The sequence below is a fragment of the Streptomyces sp. NPDC006733 genome, from assembly GCF_040636125.1.
Taxonomy (GTDB): domain Bacteria; phylum Actinomycetota; class Actinomycetes; order Streptomycetales; family Streptomycetaceae; genus Actinacidiphila.
Map to the genome: position 1 here is coordinate 1 of NZ_JBEYJD010000044.1, position 21013 is coordinate 21013.

General features: G+C 71.9%; 16 protein-coding genes. 9 read left to right on the forward strand and 7 right to left on the reverse strand.

All coding sequences use genetic code 11. The features are described 5' to 3' along the window. The first annotated feature begins 128 nt into the window (after window positions 1-128). Window positions 129-1055, forward strand: coding sequence for a hypothetical protein (locus ABZ721_RS31620; RefSeq protein ID WP_358792194.1), 927 nt, complete (start codon window positions 129-131; stop codon window positions 1053-1055). A gap of 344 nt (window positions 1056-1399) precedes the next feature. On the opposite strand, the gene ABZ721_RS31625 is transcribed toward ABZ721_RS31620, so the two are convergent. After that, the gene (locus ABZ721_RS31625) at window positions 1400-1768 is read right to left on the reverse strand and encodes a DUF4440 domain-containing protein (RefSeq protein ID WP_358792195.1); all 369 of its coding nucleotides are present in this window, start codon (window positions 1766-1768) and stop codon (window positions 1400-1402) included. Between the two features lie 487 nt (window positions 1769-2255). On the opposite strand from ABZ721_RS31625, the gene ABZ721_RS31630 reads away from it, so the two are divergent. Beyond that, the gene (locus ABZ721_RS31630) at window positions 2256-3827 is read left to right on the forward strand and encodes an alpha/beta hydrolase (protein WP_358792196.1); all 1572 of its coding nucleotides are present in this window, start codon (window positions 2256-2258) and stop codon (window positions 3825-3827) included. Between the two features lie 1121 nt (window positions 3828-4948). On the opposite strand, the gene ABZ721_RS31635 is transcribed toward ABZ721_RS31630, so the two are convergent. Continuing rightward, window positions 4949-5653, reverse strand: a complete 705-nt coding sequence (locus tag ABZ721_RS31635) for a GAF domain-containing protein (RefSeq protein ID WP_358792197.1) — start codon at window positions 5651-5653, stop codon at window positions 4949-4951. 702 nt (window positions 5654-6355) lie between these two features. Further along, window positions 6356-6787, reverse strand: coding sequence for an Hsp20/alpha crystallin family protein (locus ABZ721_RS31640; protein WP_358792198.1), 432 nt, complete (start codon window positions 6785-6787; stop codon window positions 6356-6358). Between the two features lie 354 nt (window positions 6788-7141). On the opposite strand from ABZ721_RS31640, the gene ABZ721_RS31645 reads away from it, so the two are divergent. The 7 genes from ABZ721_RS31645 (at window position 7142) to ABZ721_RS31675 (ending at window position 15003) form a co-directional block, all read left to right on the forward strand. Beyond that, window positions 7142-7453 (forward strand): hypothetical protein, encoded by a 312-nt coding sequence (locus tag ABZ721_RS31645; RefSeq protein ID WP_358792199.1) that lies wholly within the window; start codon window positions 7142-7144, stop codon window positions 7451-7453. A gap of 132 nt (window positions 7454-7585) precedes the next feature. Continuing rightward, window positions 7586-8641, forward strand: coding sequence for a hypothetical protein (locus ABZ721_RS31650; protein WP_358792200.1), 1056 nt, complete (start codon window positions 7586-7588; stop codon window positions 8639-8641). A gap of 2012 nt (window positions 8642-10653) precedes the next feature. Next, entirely contained in the window at window positions 10654-11847 is a 1194-nt protein-coding gene (locus ABZ721_RS31655) for a PQQ-binding-like beta-propeller repeat protein (protein ID WP_358792201.1), read from the forward strand. A gap of 959 nt (window positions 11848-12806) precedes the next feature. Beyond that, on the forward strand, window positions 12807-13247 hold the full coding sequence (locus ABZ721_RS31660) for a hypothetical protein (protein ID WP_358792202.1): 441 nt from the start codon (window positions 12807-12809) through the stop codon (window positions 13245-13247). After that, on the forward strand, window positions 13244-13498 hold the full coding sequence (locus tag ABZ721_RS31665; RefSeq protein ID WP_358792203.1) for a hypothetical protein: 255 nt from the start codon (window positions 13244-13246) through the stop codon (window positions 13496-13498). The genes ABZ721_RS31660 and ABZ721_RS31665 overlap by 4 nt, the downstream gene beginning before the upstream one ends. A gap of 110 nt (window positions 13499-13608) precedes the next feature. Beyond that, a complete protein-coding gene (locus ABZ721_RS31670) occupies window positions 13609-14028 on the forward strand; it encodes a hypothetical protein (RefSeq protein WP_358792204.1) in 420 nt (139 codons plus the stop codon). Window positions 14029-14127: 99 nt separating this feature from the next. Continuing rightward, window positions 14128-15003, forward strand: coding sequence for a DUF3592 domain-containing protein (locus ABZ721_RS31675; protein WP_358792205.1), 876 nt, complete (start codon window positions 14128-14130; stop codon window positions 15001-15003). Here the strand turns inward: ABZ721_RS31675 and ABZ721_RS31680 are convergent. Genes ABZ721_RS31680 through ABZ721_RS31695 form a run of 4 tightly spaced genes read right to left on the reverse strand, consistent with a single transcriptional unit; the run spans window position 14996 to window position 20585 of the window. Beyond that, window positions 14996-16258, reverse strand: a complete 1263-nt coding sequence (locus tag ABZ721_RS31680; protein ID WP_358792206.1) for a CHAT domain-containing protein — start codon at window positions 16256-16258, stop codon at window positions 14996-14998. The genes ABZ721_RS31675 and ABZ721_RS31680 overlap by 8 nt on opposite strands. A gap of 11 nt (window positions 16259-16269) precedes the next feature. Then, a complete protein-coding gene (locus ABZ721_RS31685) occupies window positions 16270-17883 on the reverse strand; it encodes a hypothetical protein (RefSeq protein ID WP_358792207.1) in 1614 nt (537 codons plus the stop codon). A gap of 3 nt (window positions 17884-17886) precedes the next feature. Then, the gene (locus ABZ721_RS31690) at window positions 17887-19209 is read right to left on the reverse strand and encodes a hypothetical protein (protein WP_358792208.1); all 1323 of its coding nucleotides are present in this window, start codon (window positions 19207-19209) and stop codon (window positions 17887-17889) included. Beyond that, complete coding sequence (locus ABZ721_RS31695; RefSeq protein ID WP_358792209.1) at window positions 19209-20585, reverse strand: hypothetical protein; 1377 nt, start codon at window positions 20583-20585, stop codon at window positions 19209-19211. Before ABZ721_RS31695 ends, ABZ721_RS31690 begins: the two co-directional genes overlap by 1 nt. Window positions 20586-21013: the final 428 nt, after the last annotated feature.

Genomic DNA, 21013 nt, shown 5'->3' on the forward strand with positions numbered 1-21013 from the left:
TTCTCGGACGGTCGCACGGCATGCGGCGCGGAAAAACGTTCGAGGAAAATTTATCCTTTTCAGGTGTCGTGCCAGCCTGATTTCGCGCCTCGGATTGACCCTTGCTTCACCCGAACTAGAGGAACACCGTGAACAGGAAACAGACCACCGCTCTCCTCGCCCTCCCGACCCTCTTCGCCGGCGCGGCACTCTTCTTCGGCACCCCTGCCGGGGCTTCTGCCCTGGCCTGCACCGCAGGCACTGCGGGCATTGCGGGCGCCAACGGCACCGCCGCCCACCCCGCAGGCTTCCCCGGCACTGCGGGCGGTGCTGCGACCGGAACGGGCAACTGTGCGGGCGGTGCCGGCGGCCCCGGCGGCAACGGCTTCGCCACCGGGGTCGGCGGTGCTGGCGGCAACGGCGGAATCGGCGTCGGCAGCGGATCCGGCGGCGCAGGTGCCACCGGTGGCACGGGAGGCTCCAGCGGCGCGGCGGGCGGTAACGGTGGCACCGGTGCCACCGGCGGCCTCAACGGCGCAGGTGGCGCCGGCGGTGCGGGTGGTGCGGGCACCAACGCCAGTGCGGGCGGCGTCGGAGGTACCGGCGGGAACTCCGGCGCCAGCGCCGGAGCCGGCGGCCAAGGCGGCCTGGGCGGCGTCGGTGGATCGACGGGCGGCGCGGGCGGCAACGCCGGCAACGGAGGCATCGGCCACGGCGGCGGCACGGGCGGCAACGGGGGCGCTGGTGGCAGCAACACCTTCGGCAACGGAGGGAAGGGCGGTAATGCCGGAACGGGCGGCAACGGCAGCTCCGGCGGGGCCTACCCTGGTGGTGCCGCGGGCATCGGTGGGGCCGGTGGGGTGAGTTCGGGAGGGATGGCCAACTCAGGTGGTAACGGCGGCACGGGCGGCAACGGCGGTGTGAAGTCGGGTGCCAGCGTTGATGGCACCTGCGGTATCGGCGGCGCCGGCGGCAACGCCACGGGCGGCACGCTCTTCCACGGTGGGACCGGTGGAGCTGGCGGAACGTTCGGCGCGGGCAGCCCCTGCGCGAGCGGAGCCAACGGAACACCGTGACCTTGCCCTGCCAGGTGCCCGCCCCGTCACCCCGCCAGGCCACATGGCGCGGTCTCCTAATGTGACGGTTGCACCCTGACACCGCCACTGAGAGTCGACCGACTGACTCCCAGTGGCGGTGTGCACCAACACTGGCATCCGCACGGCGACGTCGCCCGGCCCAGTGGCCGGTCAGGTCGCGACATGGGGCCGGGTGCAGCGTCGGGCTGTGGCGACAAAGCGGGGTCTCCTCACCTGAGCCGCGACCACGTTGATGACCCGCCGCATCGTCCGGGACCGCACGAGTCTGGGCCTCACCCCACCGAAGCCACCGACAGGCTGCCCCAGGGAACGGGCTCGGTTGCTCATGTCATCGCGGCACGGCTGGTGACACAGTCGACGATCTGCTCCATGCGCACGCGGCCCGCCGACGCCGGCGAAATCGCGCGCCCCGCGTGCCTCCAGTCCCTGCCGGAGGCCTTGTTGCGCGCGGTGTAGCGGGCCAGCACCAGGACGCGTTGGCCGTCCGCAACGCAGGTGTCGTCGTGGGTGGCCCAGTTGTCCCAGCCCTGGGCGAGCCTGGTGAACATCCCCTCGATCGTGCCGCCCGGGGTGCGATAGGTGCCGGCCGGCGGAAAGCACGCCGACTCGGCCCATTCCAGGTCTTCGGCCACCGCCGAGCGCCACAGGTCCATCACGCCGGTTGCAGAGCCCACGGACTGCACGCGCATCATCTCCGCAAGGGTGCGGCTTTCCGGCGCCGACCATCAGAACATGCCGCTGGGGTTGGCGAACTGCTTGGGAACGTCCCGGATGACCTCCCAGTGCTCAACGACCTGGCTGCCCTCCGGGCGGAAGTGGTCCGCCCGCGCCCGACCGGTGTTGTCCGGGTTGGCCGGCCCAGGTCGAGGTGGGAGCGGACGGCACCAGGTCTCCCTCAGCGATCGCGCGCCTGATGGCCAGCTTCCGGTTCGAGCCCCCCGCGCAGTCGGCGCACGAAACCACTGAACGCCTCCGGCCCATCCTGGGCATCCGGATCGTGCTGGACGTGGCAGGACCTGAAGTGGTCCCGGAGGAGGAGAACGGTCCGGGACGCAGGTCCCGGACCGGGCGTGGCCAGGACCGGGGTCCTCGTGCCCTCGAGTGATGTGCCGTACCAGGGCGGGTTCCTAGCCTCGGGGCATGCGATCACACGAAGCAGACGATACTCAAGCAGACCCCGTGGCCACTGTCAGCCCCGCCACACGCCGCGCCTGGGCCGTGAGCCTCGCCCTCGCTGCCTGCCTCACGGCTTCCCCAGTCCTGGCCACGGCCGCCGAGGCCCCCGCCCAGGACAGCTCCGAAGCCGGGCTGAACAGGTATTACCACCAGCACCTCGGTTGGGGCAGTTGCATCAAGGGCGCCGACGACATCATGGGCCGTGATCTGGACCGGGCGGGCGTGCAGTGCGCTGCCGTGACCGTTCCTTTGGACTACGCCGATCCCCGGGGGCGCACGATCACCGTGGCGATGTCCCGGCTCAAGGCCACCGACACCCGGCATCGCATCGGCGCGATCCTCCTCAACAACGGCGGTCCGGGCGGTCCCGCGCTCCAATCCCCGCCGCAGGCCCGTGCGTCGATGAAGGAGGTCGGAGCGCGCTACGACATCGTCGGCTTCGACCCGCGCTTCATCGGGCGCAGCACCGCGCTGGACTGCGGCTTGCCCGTCGGCATGACCTGGCTGTCCGCCGGCACCGGGCGGGCGGGCTTCGACCGCCAGGTCGCCCTGCAAAAGAGCCTCGCCGACACGTGCCGGGCCAAGTACGCCGAGGTGCTCCCGCACATCACCACCCGCAACACAGCCCGCGACATGGACGTCATCCGCGGCACGCTCGGCGAGCGGAAGATATCCTTCCTGGGCTACTCGTACGGCACCTACCTGGGCACGGTCTACACGCAGATGTTCCCCGGCCACCACGACCGGATGGTGCTGGACGGGGCGATCAACCCCAGCGACTACCGCCCCCGGCTGCTGAAAGGCACCGAGCGCGAGAACGAGAAGGCGCTGTCCGACTGGGCCGCCTGGGCCGCGGAGCACCACGCCACCTACGGCCTCGGCCGCAGCCGTGCCGAGGTGCTCGCCACCGTCGACCGCATCGTTGCGGCGGCCGCGCGCGGTCCGCTGACCCTCGGCGCCGGCGCCGGGGCCTTCCGGATCGACGACAGCCAGGTGCCGCTCCTCCTCTTCTCGGGCATCGCGGACGACACCGCAGCGGCGCGGGCGTCGTTCGGAGAGTTGGTCTCCGCACTGGCCACAGCCGCGCAGGGCCGACCGGCGACCGTGCCGCCGCTGCTAGTGCCGGAGCTCCGGTACGTGTTGCGCGGTGAGGGCGAGCCCACCGGCGCGCAGTCCGCCGTCCTCTGCGGGGACGTGGCCGCCGCGCGTGATCCCGAGCTCTACTGGCGGGACATCGAGCGAAACCGCATCGCGCACCCGTTGTTCGGCGCTCTGACCAACAACATCAACCCGTGCGCCTTCTGGGACTCGCCGCGCGAAAAGCCCACCCAGGTGCGGCGCGACGTCCCCGCACTGATCGTCGCCGCCACCGGGGACCCGCGAACGACGTACAAGGGAAGCGTCGAGCTGCACAAGCAGCTGCCGAGCTCCAGGCTGCTCACCCTCGAGGGCGCCAACCGGCACGCCCTCTTCGGGAGGTACGCCAACGCGTGCGTGGACGACCAGGTCAACCGGTACCTGGCCACCGGCAAATTGCCGGTGAGGGACCGGACCTGCGCCAAGCAGGCAGGGTAGCGGCTCGCGGTTCACGGCCCGATTGCGCGAACCAGCAGCATTCGGCGGCTGTTCGTCGCGGTCTGGAGTCAGCGAGGGACGGCGCGGACATCGTCGTAGCGGGTGACCGGCCAGCCCTGCGGGCCGTCGGGAAACGCCAGCGGCGCCACGGGCAGCTCCCCTCGCATGCGGCTGAGTCAGTCAGCGGCTCGAACGAGGGGGCTGATCAAGGGGTAGGAGTCCTGGTGTGCGGGTGGCGGCCGAGCGATGCGGCCCACCGGCGTTGCCCGACCGCCGTCTCTCGCCGCTGTCACTGCAGGTCAGGGCCAGGAGGATTCAGATGTCGGTGAGGACCGGCGCGTCGAACAGCAGGGGTGGGGTGGGACCTGATCCGGCAGCGCGCTGAACGTTCCGTCGGGTCCCTGCCGGGACAGCCGATGGGCCAGGCCGGCCCCCCGCACGACGCAGTCCTCCTGCGGGGGCCGGCCCGTGGCGGCCAGGGCGAGCAGCGAGTAGCACGTCCTGGTGGTGTCACTGGCGTCGTCGGGCGTAGACCGGAACCAGGTCACGGCGTACACCCCGGAAGATCGAATGGCGATAAACGAACTATTTCACCGAAATTTTGGCCGTCAGTGCGCCGTCAGTGGCAGCTGCCGCGACACCGGATGCACCGCAGGAAAGCTACTGGGTCCCGGTTCCATCAGGCACCTGAGTGCAGCAGCCTGACGGGCCTATCGCCGAAGCCCTGTCCGGGGCGACCGGGCTGGATGAGCGGCAGCATCAACGGCGCCATGGCATGGGAACGGAACCGTGCCCGGCCCATGCAGCACTCCAGGCAACGCCCGCGATTGCCCGAGACCGGTGACGGTCCTTTTTGCCCGCAAAGATAGGCGGGGTCCGGTTCCCGCCGGGTGCATCTCGGCTCGCCGCACTCCGCGCGGCAAGCCGACAACCCTACGAAACCGCCGTAATCCACAGCGCCGCGCCCCTGCTACGGGGCCGGGGGCTCCGCAGCCAGGGGCCCACCGCCGGCGGCACGAGGGCGCTGTTTCGGGTGACTGCCAAATCGGTCAGGTCGAGCAGCCAAGCGACACCAATGCTTCACGACATGCCTTCCGGTCGGGTGGGGGCTGACGCCGTGGTCAGCGGGCAGGGGGCAGGGCGCGGTGGGCCACGACATAGGCGGCCACCCACTCCAGGGGCCGGTGATGACGGCGCGCCCAGGTATGCAGCACGCGCACCGCATCAGCCACGGCAATCTGGTCCACGCTGGCCAGAACGCCTGCGGCCTGCTGGAGCATGACTCGGCGCTGCAGATCCCCTCGCAGGTGGGTATTAGTGTCGATGTGCTCACGCAGGGTACGGCGGGCCGCCAGGCCCAGCGCCGCAGCATCGGCCAGCGCTCGCGCCAGGGACAGCGCCGGGTCCGGAAAGGATTCGGTGCTCGCCCCCAGCAGGACACTGCCCAGCACACCGTCGCGGTGGCGCAGCGGCACCGCAGCCGCCGCACGGTACCCGGCCGCGTGGGCGAGCACGATGAACGCTGGCCAGGGCCCGGCCAGATCGGTCAGCAGGGCCGGACGGACGGGACGAGCCGAGCGGTACGCGTCCACCGCGGGGCTGTCGCCGCACACCGCCTCCAGCAACTCTGCCGACGGCTGCGGCATGGGCGTCACCGGGTGCAGGCGCTGATCCGGCCCGGCCCACACCGCCACGGCCAACTCCACCTGCAGCACCTTGGTGTACGTGGTCGCCACTCGCCGCAGGTAGTCGGCCTCGGTCCTGTCCTCCAGGTTGGCGGACAGGGCCGCGAACGCCTGCGCCAGTGCCAACTCCCGCTCAGTCACGACGATCCCTCCTCCGCCACGGAGGCGGCCTCATCCGGCCCATCGTTACCCCGCGCCTACCCCGGCCTGCCGGGTATTCCGGGCATCAACCGCTGGGGGCTCCCCCCGTCCGGTGCTCCACAACCGTCCCCACCGGCACGATGTCGCCAGTGGCGAAGGGCCGCCGGCAGGCTCGCAGTCCCTGCCGGGCCCGCTGGGGCGGTCCGATACTCGATGGCGCTGACCGAGGCCCCACTCACTCCCTCACCGTCCGGGCGCCTGCGAGAGGTGGGGAGAATGCGCCGGGGGCGGCGGCTGGGTGGGTCACCCGCCGCAAGCCCGCCCATCAATTCCCGCATCGCGATCGGGCGGTCCCTTTGCGGCGCTGCAGCCCTCCTGGATGGCTGCTCTGGCGGCATCGAGCATCACGACGAGGCCCCAGGGCGCAGATCGCACAGATGGTGATACGGAAGGCCGGATCCTGTGCCCGGGCGCGCTATCGGCCCAGGTGTGCACCCTCCCGTGCCAGTAGCCCGCGGGGACGTGATCGGCTCCCTGGCGCCTGGCGTATCTGCCGCGCTCGTAGAGGCGGTCCAGGACGGTATCGAGCCGCAGGCCTGTCGCGATCTTCTGCGTCCGGTGGGGGTGGCCCCAGCGGAGGACGGGAACGCGGGAGAGGGGCACCCCGTCCTCCGCAGTCGATCGGGCCACCGGGCGGGCGGCTCAGCTGTCGATCTGCCGGCGGTCCTCGGCGCTGCCGATGCTCACCTTGCGGGGCTTGGCCCGCTCGGCGATCGGGATGCGCAAGGTCAGCACGCCGGCCTCGTAGTCGGCCTGGATGTGTTCGGTGTCCAGGGAGTCGGCGAGCATCACCTGCCGGGAGAACACTCCCAGCGGCCGTTCGGCCAGTTCGACCTGCACATCGTTCTTCTCGACCGGTCGGCGTTCGGCCTTGACGGTCAGCATGTTGCGCTCGACGTCGATATCCAGCGCCTCGGTGCTGACACCGGGCAGGTCGAAGGCGATGACGTACTCGTCGTCGTCGCGGTAGGCGTCCATCGGCATGACGGACGGCTTCGACCAGGTCCCGGACGTTCCCGTCAACTGCTGGACGATCCGGTCCATCTCGCGGAACGGGTCCGTGCGCATCAACATCGCGAAACACCTCCCACTGACTCCGGCAGGAACTGCCCCTGCCTGGCACGGTGCTTCCGTTATAGCGCGTCGTCCAAACGATGACAACCGATGTGTCGTCAAAAAGGTGACCCAGGGAAGAGGTCCGCTCCACCCCGCGCCGATGCACCCCACCGGCCCCGCGACGCCAATTCCCTCCACGCCACCACGATCTCCGGAGCACGATCCACGATGCTGCCGCGCTCTCACCGCCCGGACCCTCCTGCACGAATTCCGCGAGCGACGCTTCTGCCGCCTGGCACGCCGGGACTCTCGGCGAAACAGGCGCACGAGCAGAGGTGGGCCGGGCGAGGCCGACCCCACTGCGGAGGAAGCGTGATGGTGCGCGAGCCAAAAACGGCACTGGCGCAGGCATTCGTTGCCGTCACCGCCGGGCAGGACGACACGACCGAGGCCGGCTATCTGCGGCGGGTGGCGGCCGCGTGTGCCGGGGTGCTGCAGGCCGAGCCCGTCGCGGCAGTGTGGGCCGGGCCGGATCGGCGCCAGCACCCCGTGGCGCCAGCCACCGCAGCCGACGGACAAGTTGTGGAGGTGGTGTGCGGCGACAACCCCACGGTGGAGACCTACCGCACGACTCGCTCCGTCCGCCCGGCCCTGCTGACCGACCTGCCCGGACCCTGGCCATAATTGACCGCATTCTCCCACGCCGCTGGGTACAGCACAGCGGCCGCGGCATCGTTGCATCAGGAGTAGCTACCCAACTCAGGTCTACACCGCCCCGGCTTCCCAGGTTCCTGAACTGGACGTTAGCCTCAGCGGATGAATCCTGAGCTGCCGCCGAAGGTCATCACGCGTCACCGCGACGGACGGATCCACGCCTACGTCGCGGGCGCCGGCGCCTTCGGGACGCTGCAGCCCGCAGCGACTTTCCAGCCGCGGTCCGGCGATGAGGTCGTGGCGTCGGTGGTCCGACAGGATTTGGAGCAGGTCGTCTATACGACGCTGAACGGAGTCGTCTGCCTCACGCGCGCCGGCGCCCTCATGTGGGCCTCGGACTTCGTACCTCACTCTGACGTGCGCCATGGCCACCGGCCTGGCTGTGCGCTGTCTTTGGACGGCCGGACGGTGTGGGTGTACCGGCCGGACGCGATGGCGGGACGCGGGGGCGGGGACCAGTGGGTCGTGTACGACGCCGACCGCGGTGTGGTTGTTGCCCGCCGGGAGCTGGAGACGGTCGGGCACGGCGCCTTCCACCACCTGCATCCCGTGGACGGCAGCGTCTACCTCGACATCGGCGAGGGCCAAGACGGCTCCGTCATTCTTCGGGGTACGGGCGGGGCGGACAGCGAGCCGGAGTTCAAGACGTACCCGTGGCAGGACCGCTGCCTGATCGACCTGGCTCCGTCCGGGCGCCAGTTCATGACCGTGGACCACGGGCAGGCGGACGTCGCCTTCCACGAACACCCCACCGGGGATGTGCTCTTCGCCCTCCCCGTCGAAGCCTTCGGGTACGACCCGCAAGGGTCCTTCGTGGAATGGGGCGGCGGCTACCTGACCGAGGACACGGCCATCGTCGTCACTCTGGGCGGCGAGAGCCACGACGGGGAGGAGTGGTTCCGCTACCACCTGGTCGACGTATACACGGGCACCCTCGGCGGCGAGCTCACCGTTGAGGCGAGCACCCCGTATGAGCTGGTACCCCTGGGCGACGGTTCCTGGCTCACCGGCGCCCCCGGCCGCGACCCCATCCGTTGGTCCAGCGCTCCGCAGCCATCGGCACCGCCGCACCCGGCCGTACCAATCGCTCCATACGATGCGAGGACCGGCTCACCCCGACCACCAATGGAACGTCAACAAGCCAGGACCGACCGTTGAATGGACACATCCGCCCCAGGCTGCGAGGGTGTCGAAGTCTCGGCCCACAGCAGATCGCAGAGTGCTCAGAGGATGCCCTTGGCCGGGAAACGGTCCTGATCTCACAGAAACGGAGTACTCCTATGTCCCTTCTCAGGAAGAGCCGCCGTGGTGCGGCGATCGTTGGCAGCGTGTTCGCGCTGGGTCTGGGCGGTGCGGTGTTCGCCGCTCCGGCATCGGCCTCCTCGGCCACCTGCAGCGTGTGGAGCGACACCCAGACGGTCGGCTTCTCCTGTCGGGGGGAGGGCTCGTTCTACACGTGGGCTCGATGCCAAAACGGTGCGTGGCGGTACGGACCGACGGTGGGCATGAACACCGGCGCGGTGTCCTACGCCTACTGCTCCGGAGACGGCGGGCTCGGGTCCTTCGGTTACCAGGTGGTATCAGGGGGTTAGGGGCGGTTCCCAGGCAGAGGAACGCCAGCGCCGCTCGAACCTGCGCCTGCATCAGACTTTCGCGCTGTTCGATCATCTCAGGTCAACGAACCAGCAGGAGGCCCTGGTGACCCGCTGCGGCGGGTCCGCCCCATCTGCGTCCGCGCCGCGCCTCGTTTGGAGAGCCGCGAGCGGCAACCGCCGGTGCCGACAGTACGCCGAGCAGATCGCGCTTGAAGCATGCGCCTTCCGGATGCTCTCCGCCCGCGAGCACCTGCGTGCTCAGCGGCGGCTACACCGTGCTGGGCAATGGAGGGAAGAAGAACAGGTAGGCCAAGAACCCGGTGCCCAGCACCGTCGCCCTGTGGCACGCCGAGCTTCTGGTGGAGGTGCTGCGATGGCGCGCCGACCGACCGGACCAGCGATGAACGGCGGGCTGCAGCTGAACCCGACCGCCGGACTGGAGCCGAAAAGCGCCGACCGCCGGCGGCGGCGCGGGGCAGTGCCTGCGGACATCAGCGGCCCACCGATGAAACGGCGCCCTGGACAAGCACCAGGCGGATCGCAGCGCCCGCAGGTACTGCCCCGGCAGCGGCCAACGTGGCGAGAAGACGTCGTAAAGCTTTCCCCGTCAACTATCAGCTGGGCAGCAGCGCGGCCCTCCAGGTCGACCACACCCCCACCCACGGGGGCGGCTCTCAGCGGCCGCGCGATGCACGACTCCGTGCTCACCGGGCAGTCAAGCCGCCACCAAACACGCGGGGCTCCTCATGCCGCCAGCAGCGAGCAGGCTCGCGGCACCCTGGTCCAGCCCGAGGCCGCCCGCACCGTCTCCGGCCCGACCGGCCCCTGCGCATCAGACGGAACCGACAGCTTTAGGTGCCGACCCTGCTCGACCCCCGCACGGTGTCCGGTCGGCCAAGAGGGGAAACTACCGCTGACAGGGCGTGCAACCGAGCAGCGCCATCAGCCGCGGCATGCGTGTCGTGCCGGCAGACAGCCGATGCTCGTGCTGGTACGACGGACCAGCGGAATGCGGTTGCCTTACCCCCGTGCCGCACTGCGCTGCGCTGGCAGCACCGACGCCTGCCCGGACCCTCGGGGCGGCGGATCACTCGCCCGTACCAGGAACACACGGCCCAAGAATCGTTCGCACCCACATATGCGGCACAACGGCGGGTATGGGCCGAGCGCGTTGCCCGGGACCGTGAACGACGGCACGCGTACCAACCGCACTACGGCTTGGGCGAACGGACCCGGGCAACGTCCGTTCGAACCCTCACCCTAGACACTGCCTGCCGCGACGGCCCAGCACTGGAAAGTTGGCGTTGACTGGTGGCTATGGTCGGCCCTGCGCGTGCACCAGCACAAAAGCACCAGAATCCAGCGGCCCCCTCCCTGTGCCACGCAACCGGGCCGTCGGCCGGGACAACACGGCAGTCCCCGCACCGCCAGGTTCGCGTGCATGGGATATCTCCCCCGGGGTAGAGGAGGCCTGGCCATCCGCAGCCGGGTGGCGGCCGATCAGGGGGTATCTCGTTGCCAGCCACAACACGCCTTTTCCGCACCAGACTTGGTGTCGTCTGCGCCGCCTCCGCGGTGCTGCTGACCTTCACCGGTACGCCGCACGCGGCCGCGCCCGTACCGGGCAGCACTGCCACGGCGGCCGAGCTGACAGATGCGACGCTCGGCTATCGCTCCGACCACCAGGCGGACAGCCATGTCACCGGGGCCACCGCGGCCCCGCCATACCAGCAGCTGTGGTCCCGCGACTTCGGGACTGTCGTCTCGGCTCCGGTCGCGATCGGCGACAAGGTGTACGCCGTCGTCAACGCGGACGACGGCACCGAGGGCGGCCCGCGCATGATGCTCATCGGCGTGCAGGCGGCCACCGGAAAGGATCTGTGGCCCGCCGTCTCCCTGGAGCAGAACGAGCCCCAAGCCAGCGTGTCGTACGGTGGCGGGCTGCTGTACACGCAGACCGCTCGCGGCACAATCGCCGCCTGGGATCCGGTCACCGGACGGCAGAAGTGGTCGCACACCGTGGGCTCGGCGTCCATGCAGTACCCGCCGGTCTGGTACGACGGCCTGCTCTACCTGCAGGACGGTCGCGGCACGGCGCTGGCGCTGCGCGCGGACACCGGCGCTGCGGTGTGGACAGCCCCCCTGTCGGAGTACTCCTGGGCACCGACCGTCGTCGACACCTCCGGCGTGTGGATCGGATTCGACAACATCGCGTGGCACCACTTCGACCTCAAGACCGGCAAGGAACTGCAGCGCTTCGAGGTGCCCAATGTCTCGGGCGCGTACGGGAATCCGGTCGTGCTGGGCGCGGGGGCGGCCTGGCTGCGCAGTAGCGACAGCCGGGATGAGACGGTCACCGCCTACCACCTGAAGACCGGTGCGGCCCTACGGAAACTGCCCGCGGACGCGACGCCGGCCTTCGGCCCCGGCCGCGTCTATGTCGCCTATCACGGTGCGGTGCGGGCCCTGAGCACCACCACCTATCAGGCCGCATGGACCTATCGCAGCGCGGTGAACGCGGCCACCGTGCGCCTGGTCGCAGGCGGCTACGTCTATGTGGACGACTGCGACGGACGCCTCGTCGTGCTCGACCAGCGGACCGGGAAAGTCGCATGGTCCTATCGGCGCTTCCCCACCCCTCCGCCCATGTCGAACATCATCGCCGAGGAAGACTGGCGCGGGTTCGTCGTCCCTGGCATCGCCACCTCCCAAGGCCGTCTGTTCGTGCCCAGCGCAGAGGGCACCTTGATCGCCTTCGGCAAGAAGTAGCGTTCACTCCGCCCACGGCGCGGCCCGGCACCGTCAGAAGCCGGGCCGCGCTGGGCCGGAGCGTCCGCGCGGCGAGGGACGCCCCGCCCCGGGCCTGTGCGGCCGCGCAGCGGCTGCCGGAGGGCAACGGTCGGTGCCGGACGATCGGCGCGCCGGTTGCCTCTCTCGCGTGCGATGCCGCCTCATGCGGTGCAGGTCATCGAGCGATAGGGGCTGGGTGCGAGCCGCTGTTGGTGCCACCTCTCACCGGCGGCCAGAGCACGCACCTCCCCACAGGTGTCGTCGCGGCCAGTGCGCACGGTGCGGCCACGCACCCTGACTCCGTGCTGATCGCCCGAAGCTCCGGGTGCCCGGTGCTGCGCCGGCGTTTCACGGTCCCCGCATCGGCATGCGGTGCGCGCCCGGTCCGCTGAGCGGAACAGACATCGACAGACCGCTCCTGGCATCCCACGCTGTCATCTGCGGTTCGGCGCCATCCGGGGAACGGAAGGCGAACCGGAATGCACCGGACCCCGTGGGGCGGTAGTGGATTCCCCGGGCCGAGCGCGCTCTGCCGCAGATCCGGGCCGAGCGCGACACCGGTGACCTGCGGCTCGACCGGGCGACGAACTCCTCACGCCGGAAACTTCCAGGTGGCGGGATCGCTCCGGGATTGATGATCCGGGGATGGGGAGTGGCGCGGCCGACACCATGGGATGTCGGTGACGAGCGGGGAGCGGTGATCGAACTACGGTCGGGGCGCAGCACCTCCTCCCCGACACGCCGACCCGCCCGGACAGCGCCAGCCGCATGCCACGTCGTCACACCGATGCCCCCGCGGTGACGCCGGGCATGACTGCGGGGCCGGGCCGGGGGTACAACCTCCGTCGCGGCGCGCCATGACCTGTCGTCGCGTCAGGACGGCCGATACACAACGGGAGGCTTCTTCCCACGCCGTCGATGTACGGGAGGATGGGGGCATGACGGTGGTTGACGCGGTGAGCGGCGGGGTGGTCGTGCTGGGCGTGATCGCGGCGGTCGTGAGCTACGGCCGTTCCGCGCGGCGGCGCCGGGATGCGGAGCGGCAGCGGTTGGCCGCCAGTTGGGAGGCGCTGATCCGGGAGCGTGACGTGGCCCGGGCCAGCGGTGTCTATCTGGTGCAGGCGCTCAACGTCTACCAACGCGCGCGGCGCGGATGCAAAGCGGTCATCCGCTGGTGCGACTCGGGAGCCACTCAGGATGCCTGGTTCTGGGACCGGCATATCGCGCCCGGCTCCTACCTTCTGGTGCGCGGCGCGGTCGGTTTCGGCCCGCACAACAGCAATCCCAACGTGCTGTATGTACAACCTCAGCAAGTGCACCGGATCCTTCCCGCCCAGGCCCCCGCCGCCTGGCAGGCGCAGAAGCAGGCGGATCTGTGACGAGCCGCGGCCTGCACCTGGTGAACGACGTGGTGCCCGATCTCACCCGGACGCTGGGGCCGGACGGTCCGGCCGCTCTCGTCGGCCGGATCAATCTCACCTACTGGACCGGGCGTGAGGGCGATGCCGACGAGGGCCTCCGCCTGTCCACCGCCGCCGCGGGTGACATGACGCACCTACTGCGTCCGCGCCACCGCATAGCCCTCGCCCCGTGCCTGCCGGCCCCGGGGGCACGAACCTGGGATCGGTAGGCGCGAGGGCGGGCCTACCGTCCACACCGTCAGGACGTACACGGCAGCTTCGCGCGGGTCGCGATGCGCCTTCGGGGGTCCGCAGTCCACGGTGCAAAGGAGAGTACGTCATGGGAGTCTTCGGCAGGCGTCGTCGCAGCCGCGAGGAGAAGGCCGCGGAGATCGCCGATCAGATGGCCAGTGGCAAGGGCTTCTACGGTCGGACCACGCGCGCGTTCATGGGCAGTGAGAACTTCGCACAAGTCCAGCAGTCCCTCGGGGCGCACAAGTCCGTCGCCTACGTGCAGCAGTTGCTCGCCGCTGGGGTGCCGACCGTTCCGGCTGTCGTCGTGGCGATCAGCGACACGGGCCAGCTGGTCAACTTCGACCCGGTGGTGAACCTGGTGGTCCATCCGTCCGGTCCGGCGGGCGGCGAGATCACCGTGCAGACGCTGGTGTCGAAGCTGCAGATCCCCCGGGTCGGCGACCAGGTGCTGCTGCTGGCCGATCCCGCGCAGCCCGGCGGCTACCTCTACGCCGGGCTGTCCTGACCGACGCCGGGTGCCGGCCGGCCGTAATCCGGCGACGGCCCGCGACAGCCTGTCCGCGCGGCGGCGGGAACAGCACACCGACGAAGGCGGGAGACCCTGATGGACGGCCAGGCGCTGCTCGGCCTGTGGTGGACCGTGCCCGCGGGGCTGGCGGTGCTCGGGTACGGGTGCTCGCTGGCCGGGATGACGCGGGCGCAGCGGGCAGTGTGGGTGACGGCCCGGGTGGTGGAGGTGCATCAGCCGGCCCATGGGGACTCCAAGGAGCCCGGGATCCCGGTGACGGTCGCGTTCCAGGACCCCGGCACGGGGCGGGAGTTCCGGCTGCGGCATGCGGGAAAGCGCGGTGAGGTGGTGCACGCGGCGTGGTTGGGCCGGGAGTTCGCGGTGCGGTATCCGCGGGGGCGGCCGGACCGGTTCCGCCTGATGGTGGACCTGTGGGGGGAGCGGCGGGGGCTGAACGGGCCGAATTGCCTGGTTCTTGTGCTGCTGGTGGGGCTGACCGTCCAGGCGTTCTTCCTTTGGGGTTGGCCGCAGGGCCTGATCTGCTTCGGCGGCCTGCTGTTCGTCAATGCCGCGATCAGCCGGGACGTTCACCTCGCCCGCACCCGCGCGGCGCTGCTCGCCGACTGCGTCGCTGTCCCGGGCCGTGTCGTGGCCGTCACCAAGGACGTCTACCCCGGCGGGGAGGGCGGCGACGTCGCCAATCACGCGCCTGTCATCGCCTTCACCACGCGGGAAGGAGTCGCTGTCACCGCTCTGTGCCGTGAGGGCATCCCGGACCCCGGCCGGTCCCGCGGCCGCGAGCTCACGATCCACTACGCCCCGGCCGACCTCTCCGTGCACACCCCGGACCTCGAGCACGACCGCCGTGAACGAGCGGCGGGCGTCCGGTTCGTCGTGTACCTGGTGCTCGGCGGCCTGGCGGCGGTCGCGACGGGCATGATCGCCCTGCGCCAGGTCTGGCCCTTCACCTGACGATGCAGGTCAGGGCCGCCCACAGCAGGGGCGAGTGCTCGATCCGGCCGCCGGCGCGCCACCGGTCGGCCTGCTGCCGCTGCCAGCTGCCGAGGTGTCGCACGGGGTCGGGGTGCTCGTGGGCGGCGTCCACCGCGATGACGGCCTCGGTGAGCGGGCGGACCGACTGCGGCACACCGGCCAGGTGGTGGAAGGCGAGGCTGGTGGGCAGCACCCACCGGGTGGCGGTGACCAGGTCGGCACCGTTGTGGATCATCGCGGACGCCAGACCGAACGATTCCGCGAACCGCAGATCGCCCCCGCTCTCGCAGGCGATCAGAGCCACGCGCGCGGGAGCCGGCCACACCTGGGCCCCGCAGGCGCCGTCGGCCCGGAGCGGGAGGGTGCCCAGCAGGAGGTCCTTGGCCGACAACGGCCGGTGGGTGCGGATCGTCTGCGTCAGCCCCTCGGTTCCCGGGCCGCAGCACAGATGCAGCGTGCCGTCCTCGCTCTGGCCGCTGGCCACGGGGGCGCCGCTGACATGCCCGACGTACAGCAGTCGGCGTGCGCCCGTGCGCAGCACGCCGCTGAGCCAGTCGCGGTCCAGGTCGGTGCGGCGGAAGGCCTCGGCGGGGGTGGCCACGGACGGCACGGCGGTGCCCGTGGCGAGCCGGTCCCGTACGAGCGAGAGCAACGCCGGGTCCGATGCGGGCCGGCCCAGCACCGAGCCGAGCGGGGAGTCGGCCCGGAATCCGGGCACCTTGGGGTCCAGGACGAGCACGACGGCTTCGGCGTCCGGCGCCGGACGCGGGGCGGTGCCGGTGCGCCGCAGCGACGCCGGCGCCGTGGTCACGACATCTGCGAGGTCGATGAGCCGCACATCACCAGCGCTCTCCCCCGCGCCGCCCTCCCCCACCGCGAGCAGCTCCCACGGCACCTGGGCGACCCGGGGCGACGGCTGGATCCGTACCAGCGGGCGGCCCGCGCGCTTGGCCACGTGGCGGATCTGCTCGGTGAGGCCGGGCGGCCACAACGCCTCGCCCAGGACGCGGGCGAGCCGGCGCTCGGCGTCGTATCCGGCCAGCGCCCCGGAGGTGAGGGCGCGCCGCATCCCTTCCGCGCCCTCGCCCGCGCCGGGCAGGGCGGCGGTCAGCGCGCGGACGGCCTGGTCGACCTCCTCGACGGGCGCGTGCCCGGTGCCGAACCCTTGGGCCCCGCGCGTCCACGTCCACGTCAGGTACAGGTCGCCGGCGTCGGCCAGCCGGATCTGGACCACCGGGCGGGTCGTCAGCTCGTCGGTGACCAGAACAGCACCTCTTCCTCACTCACGATCCGCCGGTGGTAGCGGAATTCGGCTGCCTGGATGTACTGCTCCAGGGCGATGCGGCCCGTCTCGGGGGACATCACCACCTTCGGCGGCGGCGCGACGCGCAGGCCGACGGAGGCGGCGGCCTCGGCCGCTGCCCCGCCCAGCGTCAGCGGACCGATGGCGGGTGCGTAGGTCTTCATGGCGGCCTGTGGGAAGAGCGTCGTTGCATCGGGGACGGCCGACACGGAACGCTCCGGGCGCCCCAGCACCAGCGAGGCGCCCGCGCAGCGGTGCTCGACCAGTTCGAACAGCAGCCCCTGATCGCCGCTGCGCTGGACGAGTCGGAAGGCCAGTTCCATGGCGTCAGCCGCCACCTGCAGCCACTGGCTGCGCGCGTGGGCGGTGGCGAAGTCGTAGCGTGCCGCCTCCAGCGCCAGCGCGGCGGGCAGCGCGAGGGAGATCGCGGTGGTGAGTGCCTCCCGCGCCGGGGCGCCGGGGTCCGCCCGGTGCGCGGTGTCCTCCAGCGCGGTCGCGAGCAGGAGGTCCACCTGGGCGCACCGCTCGTGCAGGCCGCGTTCCTGGTACACGTCGCGCGCGCTCTGTGCGAGCCGCGCCATCTCCGGGGTGTCGCCGTGTTCGTACGCGTGCCGGGCGCCCAGCAGCATGGTGTCCGCGGCGGCGATCGCGGCCCCCAGCCGTTGGAAGTGGGCCAGGCTCGACTCCGTCAGGCCCTTCGCTCCGGCGGCGTCGCCGCGCTGGCCGGCGAGGGCGGCCCGGGCCTGTTCGCAGGCCGCCAGATCCTCGAACTGGCCCTGCCGTTCGAAGATCGCGGATGCCTCGGCGTACAGCCGCTCGGCGTGCACCAGGTCACCGGCGCGCAGCGCGGCGTACGCCCGGTGCGCGAGCAGCTGCTGCCGTCCGGCGGTGTGTCCCCGTCGCAGGAAGCCGCGCTCCGCGCGGGTGAAATAGTCCTCCGCCGGCTCGAAGCGCCCGGTCGAGGCGCAGATGACCCCCAAGCAGTCCAGCACCTGGGGCTCGACGGCGGGTGCGGTGGCCAGCAGCGCCGATGCCAGGTCCTCGGCCGCGCCCCACTCCGCGCGGTCCAGGAGCAGGTGCACCTGGGACAGGCGGATCTCGGCGGTGCGCAGCCCCTCGGGGTCATCGAACTCCGCCAGCAGCTGCGCGGCCTCGTCGGCCGACGCCTGCGCCTCGTCCAGCCGGCCGGTCCTGCGCAGCACTTCGGTTCTGGCCTGCACTGTCTTCAGCATCACTTCCAGCCACAGCTGGCGGCCGCGCGGCCCCATCGGCGCGGACGCCACACCCCGCGCCAGAGCGAGCGCGTGCTCGACGGAGCGAGCCGCTCCGGGCAGGTCCGTCGCCATGAGCCGCACCGCTGCGACGTCGGACAGCAGGTGCGCCCGCAGGAACCGCACGTCGGCAGAGTCCTCCAGCGACGCGGCGACGGCGAGCAGTTCCTCGTACACGGCCTGTGCGGCGGTCGGATCCGGGGTCAGCTGATGGCGCTCGGCTCGCGCGAAGCCGCTGTCGAACGGTTCGCCGTAGAGCGCCATGGCCGTCTCGTCCGTGGGCATCGGCTAGAAGTCCTCCGCGGTCGTGGCGATGATCTCGGCGAGGAACGGGGCCGCAGGGGTGGCGTGCGGGGCGTGCGGGGCGGTCGTCCCGACCGTGTCGTACGGCGATGGCCGGGCCGCCGTCGCCAGCCGTTGGCGGACCAGGGCGCGGACCGTGGCGCGGTGGGCGGCGTCCCCCGGGTCGCCGGGGCCCGGGTCGAAGCCGGGGAGCAGGACGTCGACCTCGATGCGCGGCGGCTTTCCGGCCGCCGTCAGGTCCCACCCCGCGGGACGCTCCGGATCCGCAGCAGCACCGAGGTCCCCGTCGAGGTCCAGGTCCACGCGCCCGGTCCACCGGTCGTCGCGCCGGGCGAGAGGCACCCGGGCCGCCACCCGGCCGCCGTCCACGCGGACCTCGGCCACCAGCAGCACCCCGGCGGCGGGGGCGGCAGCGTCCGCTATGACGTCGACCTCGATCTGCCGCCGCGCGCCGAACGCCCGGCCGGTCCAGGACACGGCGTTCTCCGCCGCGTCGACGAGGCCGGGTGGGTAACGGTGCCAGGCATTGGTCCCCGGCCCCCGGGCGATCACCCGCCCGCCCCCGGCGAGCGGTTCCCCGGCCGCGAGGGCGTACCCCCGCTCCCGCGCGAAGAGGGCGCCGACATCGGCCGCCGCACCGATCGCAGGGCGCTGCTCCAAGGACGCCCGCAGGTGACGCAGTGCGGGGCCGTCCAGTCCGGCGAGGTCGCCCGCATCGTGGATCAGCCGCAGGATCCGGTCCAGATGGCGCACCGTCCCGGTCGGCTGTGCTGCCGCCCGCCACCACCGGACCAGCGCGTCGAGCGCCGCCTGATGCTCCGCGATCAGGTCGGCCGCACCCTCCTCTGCCGGGCCGGCGGACTCGCTGTCGCTGTCGGCGTCGAACAGTTGCTGGCACTGGTGGGTGAGCGCCGCCAACTCCAGGCCGAGCAGATCCTGTTCGAGTGCCGATATGCCGTCCAGGTACGACGCCGGCCACCAGCGGGCCGCCCAGTGCCCGAAGGCGAGCCGAGCGGCTGCGCCCGCCAACGTGCTCATCTGGGCCGTGACCGTCACGTCGGCCGCGCCGTGGTGCACGGCTTCCGCGACGCGTGCACCGTACAGCGCCCACAGCCACTGCTGCGCCTGCCCCACGTCGTGGACCTGCGCCGCCGGTAGGCCCGGAGCGCCGGAAACGGGCCACGTCAGGACCGCGCCCGCAACGTCGAGGACGGCCCGGCGGAAGGCCGGTCCCGCCGGGTCCGCGCCGATCCGTACGGTGCCGTCCTCCGCGCGCGCGACCCGCACGTCCCCACCGGTCTCGGGCATCACGCGCTCCTCGACTCGCCGGCGGAGGCGGGTGCGGGGCCCGCAGCCAGGGTGCGCAGCGCCGCGCGGACCCTGGCGCGGTGGTCCATCATCACCGAGCGGGCGACACCGTCGAGCAGCGTCCACACGGCGGCCAGGTCGTCCAGGGACGCGTCGCGGACATCCCGGCCGTGCAGCCTCACCCACAGCCGCCGCATGTAGGCGATCCAGGGGGTGCGCAAGTCCCGGGCGAGCGCGTCCAGCACGCCGCCGTCCGGGTCGGGGAGCGCAGACACGGTCATCCGGCGGGCGCGCAGGACCGAAGCCTCCCGTCGCCAGGCGCTGTTGACCGCGCGGTGGGCCGCCGTCGGCCCCGGCGCGGACGGCCCGCTGCCCAACGGGTCCAGACCGACCGCGAGCCGGCCGCCGAGGACCACGGCCACCCGCAGGCTCTCGTCGCCCAGGCCCAGCGGAGCGCAACTGCGGCCGACCTCCCGGCGCACAAGCTCGGGCACCGCCGGCAACCCCTCACGCCGCACCGACGACTGCAACACGGTGAACAGCCGCTCGAAGAGGGTGCGGTCCAACGGCGGCGGCAGGGTGGCGGTCGAGGCGCCCCGGCCCACCTCCGGTCGCGGTGGCACCCCCCGCTCGGTCAGGTGCAGATGGGCCGGCAGGTCGTCGCGTCCCCACACCCCGCTCGCCCGCGCCCACAAGGAGCGGCCGAGCAGGCTGCCGTAACCCTCCTCGACCATGCCCGCGAACGAGCGTGATCCGCCCGTCGAACCCGGCGTCCCCCAGGCGTCGAGCACCGCGTCCGCCGCGCGGGCCGCCGCGCCGGCACCACCGCTCGGGGCTGTCCGACGGCGCTGCCAGGCGGTGGCCAGCTCTGCGTCGAGCTGACGGCGCCGCGCCGCGTCGGTCAGATGCTCCTTCAGCGCCTGCACCGTGCGCCCGCCGGCAGCGTGTCCCACGCCCTGCACCGCGGCTCTGGCCACGTCTTCCGCACCGGCTGAGGGTTCGCCGTGCTCCGTTGCCAGCTCGAAGCAGAGCTGGAAGTACAGGTCCTGGGGGTTGCCCGCCACGATGCCCAGCGCCCGGCGGGTCTTCTTGAGCAGCGCGAACCACTGCGCTGTCGCAGCCAGACAGGCACCCGCCTCCTGGATCAACGCCTCGAGACGCGCCGCGTGCGGCGCGTCGAGAAAGTCGGCCGCGAATTCCGGTCGCAGCGACGGCCTGACCACCAGCGGCAGCACGATGAGCTTGACCGACCGCGTCAACGGCGCACCACCGGGGCCGCTCAAGGAATCCAGCCCCGGGCCGAGACCGCGCCACGCCTGGTCGATGACCATGGCGCGCGAACGACGCTCGCTGGTCGGCTGGCTCGTGAGCGGCATGGCACGAGGTTACGGCGTCCACGAACACGCGGGCGAACGCGGGTTCGGACGGGGCCGCCCGTGGTGGGGGTCAGCGCGGCGGCGTGCGCGATCACCGACGCACGTCGACGGCGGCCCTCCACGCCTGCGGCGCGTGGCAGGCGACCCTGGCGGGGGCCGACGGCGTCGGGCGGGCCTTGCGGACGGAGGTCAGCCGCACCGAGCCGGGGGTGGTGGCACGGAAGGTGTCGGCGGAGACCTCCGCCGGCCCGGCACCGGACGCGGTCGCCGCACTCCAGCCGGCACCCCGTCCACCGCCGGTGATCCGGTCGCCGAGGGCTGGTTCGCCCCCACGCCCTGGCTGAAGACGCTCACCAGGCGGCTGATGCCGTCGAGGCCCAGGCAACAGCGACCATGCTCGGTGAGGACCGGCGGCGCGAACGGCCGCG

What these genes read in the sequence shown, in the direction of transcription:
- ABZ721_RS31625 (WP_358792195.1), bottom strand. Translation starts at nt 1,768, where the DNA reads ATGATGCGCGTGCAGTCCGTGGGCTCTGCAACCGGCGTGATGGACCTG.
- ABZ721_RS31640 (WP_358792198.1), bottom strand. Translation starts at nt 6,787, where the DNA reads ATGTTGATGCGCACGGACCCGTTCCGCGAGATGGACCGGATCGTCCAG.
- ABZ721_RS31650 (WP_358792200.1), top strand. Translation starts at nt 7,586, where the DNA reads ATGAATCCTGAGCTGCCGCCGAAGGTCATCACGCGTCACCGCGACGGA.
- ABZ721_RS31660 (WP_358792202.1), top strand. Translation starts at nt 12,807, where the DNA reads ATGACGGTGGTTGACGCGGTGAGCGGCGGGGTGGTCGTGCTGGGCGTG.
- ABZ721_RS31670 (WP_358792204.1), top strand. Translation starts at nt 13,609, where the DNA reads ATGGGAGTCTTCGGCAGGCGTCGTCGCAGCCGCGAGGAGAAGGCCGCG.
- ABZ721_RS31675 (WP_358792205.1), top strand. Translation starts at nt 14,128, where the DNA reads ATGGACGGCCAGGCGCTGCTCGGCCTGTGGTGGACCGTGCCCGCGGGG.
- ABZ721_RS31685 (WP_358792207.1), bottom strand. Translation starts at nt 17,883, where the DNA reads ATGCCCACGGACGAGACGGCCATGGCGCTCTACGGCGAACCGTTCGAC.
- ABZ721_RS31690 (WP_358792208.1), bottom strand. Translation starts at nt 19,209, where the DNA reads ATGCCCGAGACCGGTGGGGACGTGCGGGTCGCGCGCGCGGAGGACGGC.
- ABZ721_RS31695 (WP_358792209.1), bottom strand. Translation starts at nt 20,585, where the DNA reads ATGCCGCTCACGAGCCAGCCGACCAGCGAGCGTCGTTCGCGCGCCATG.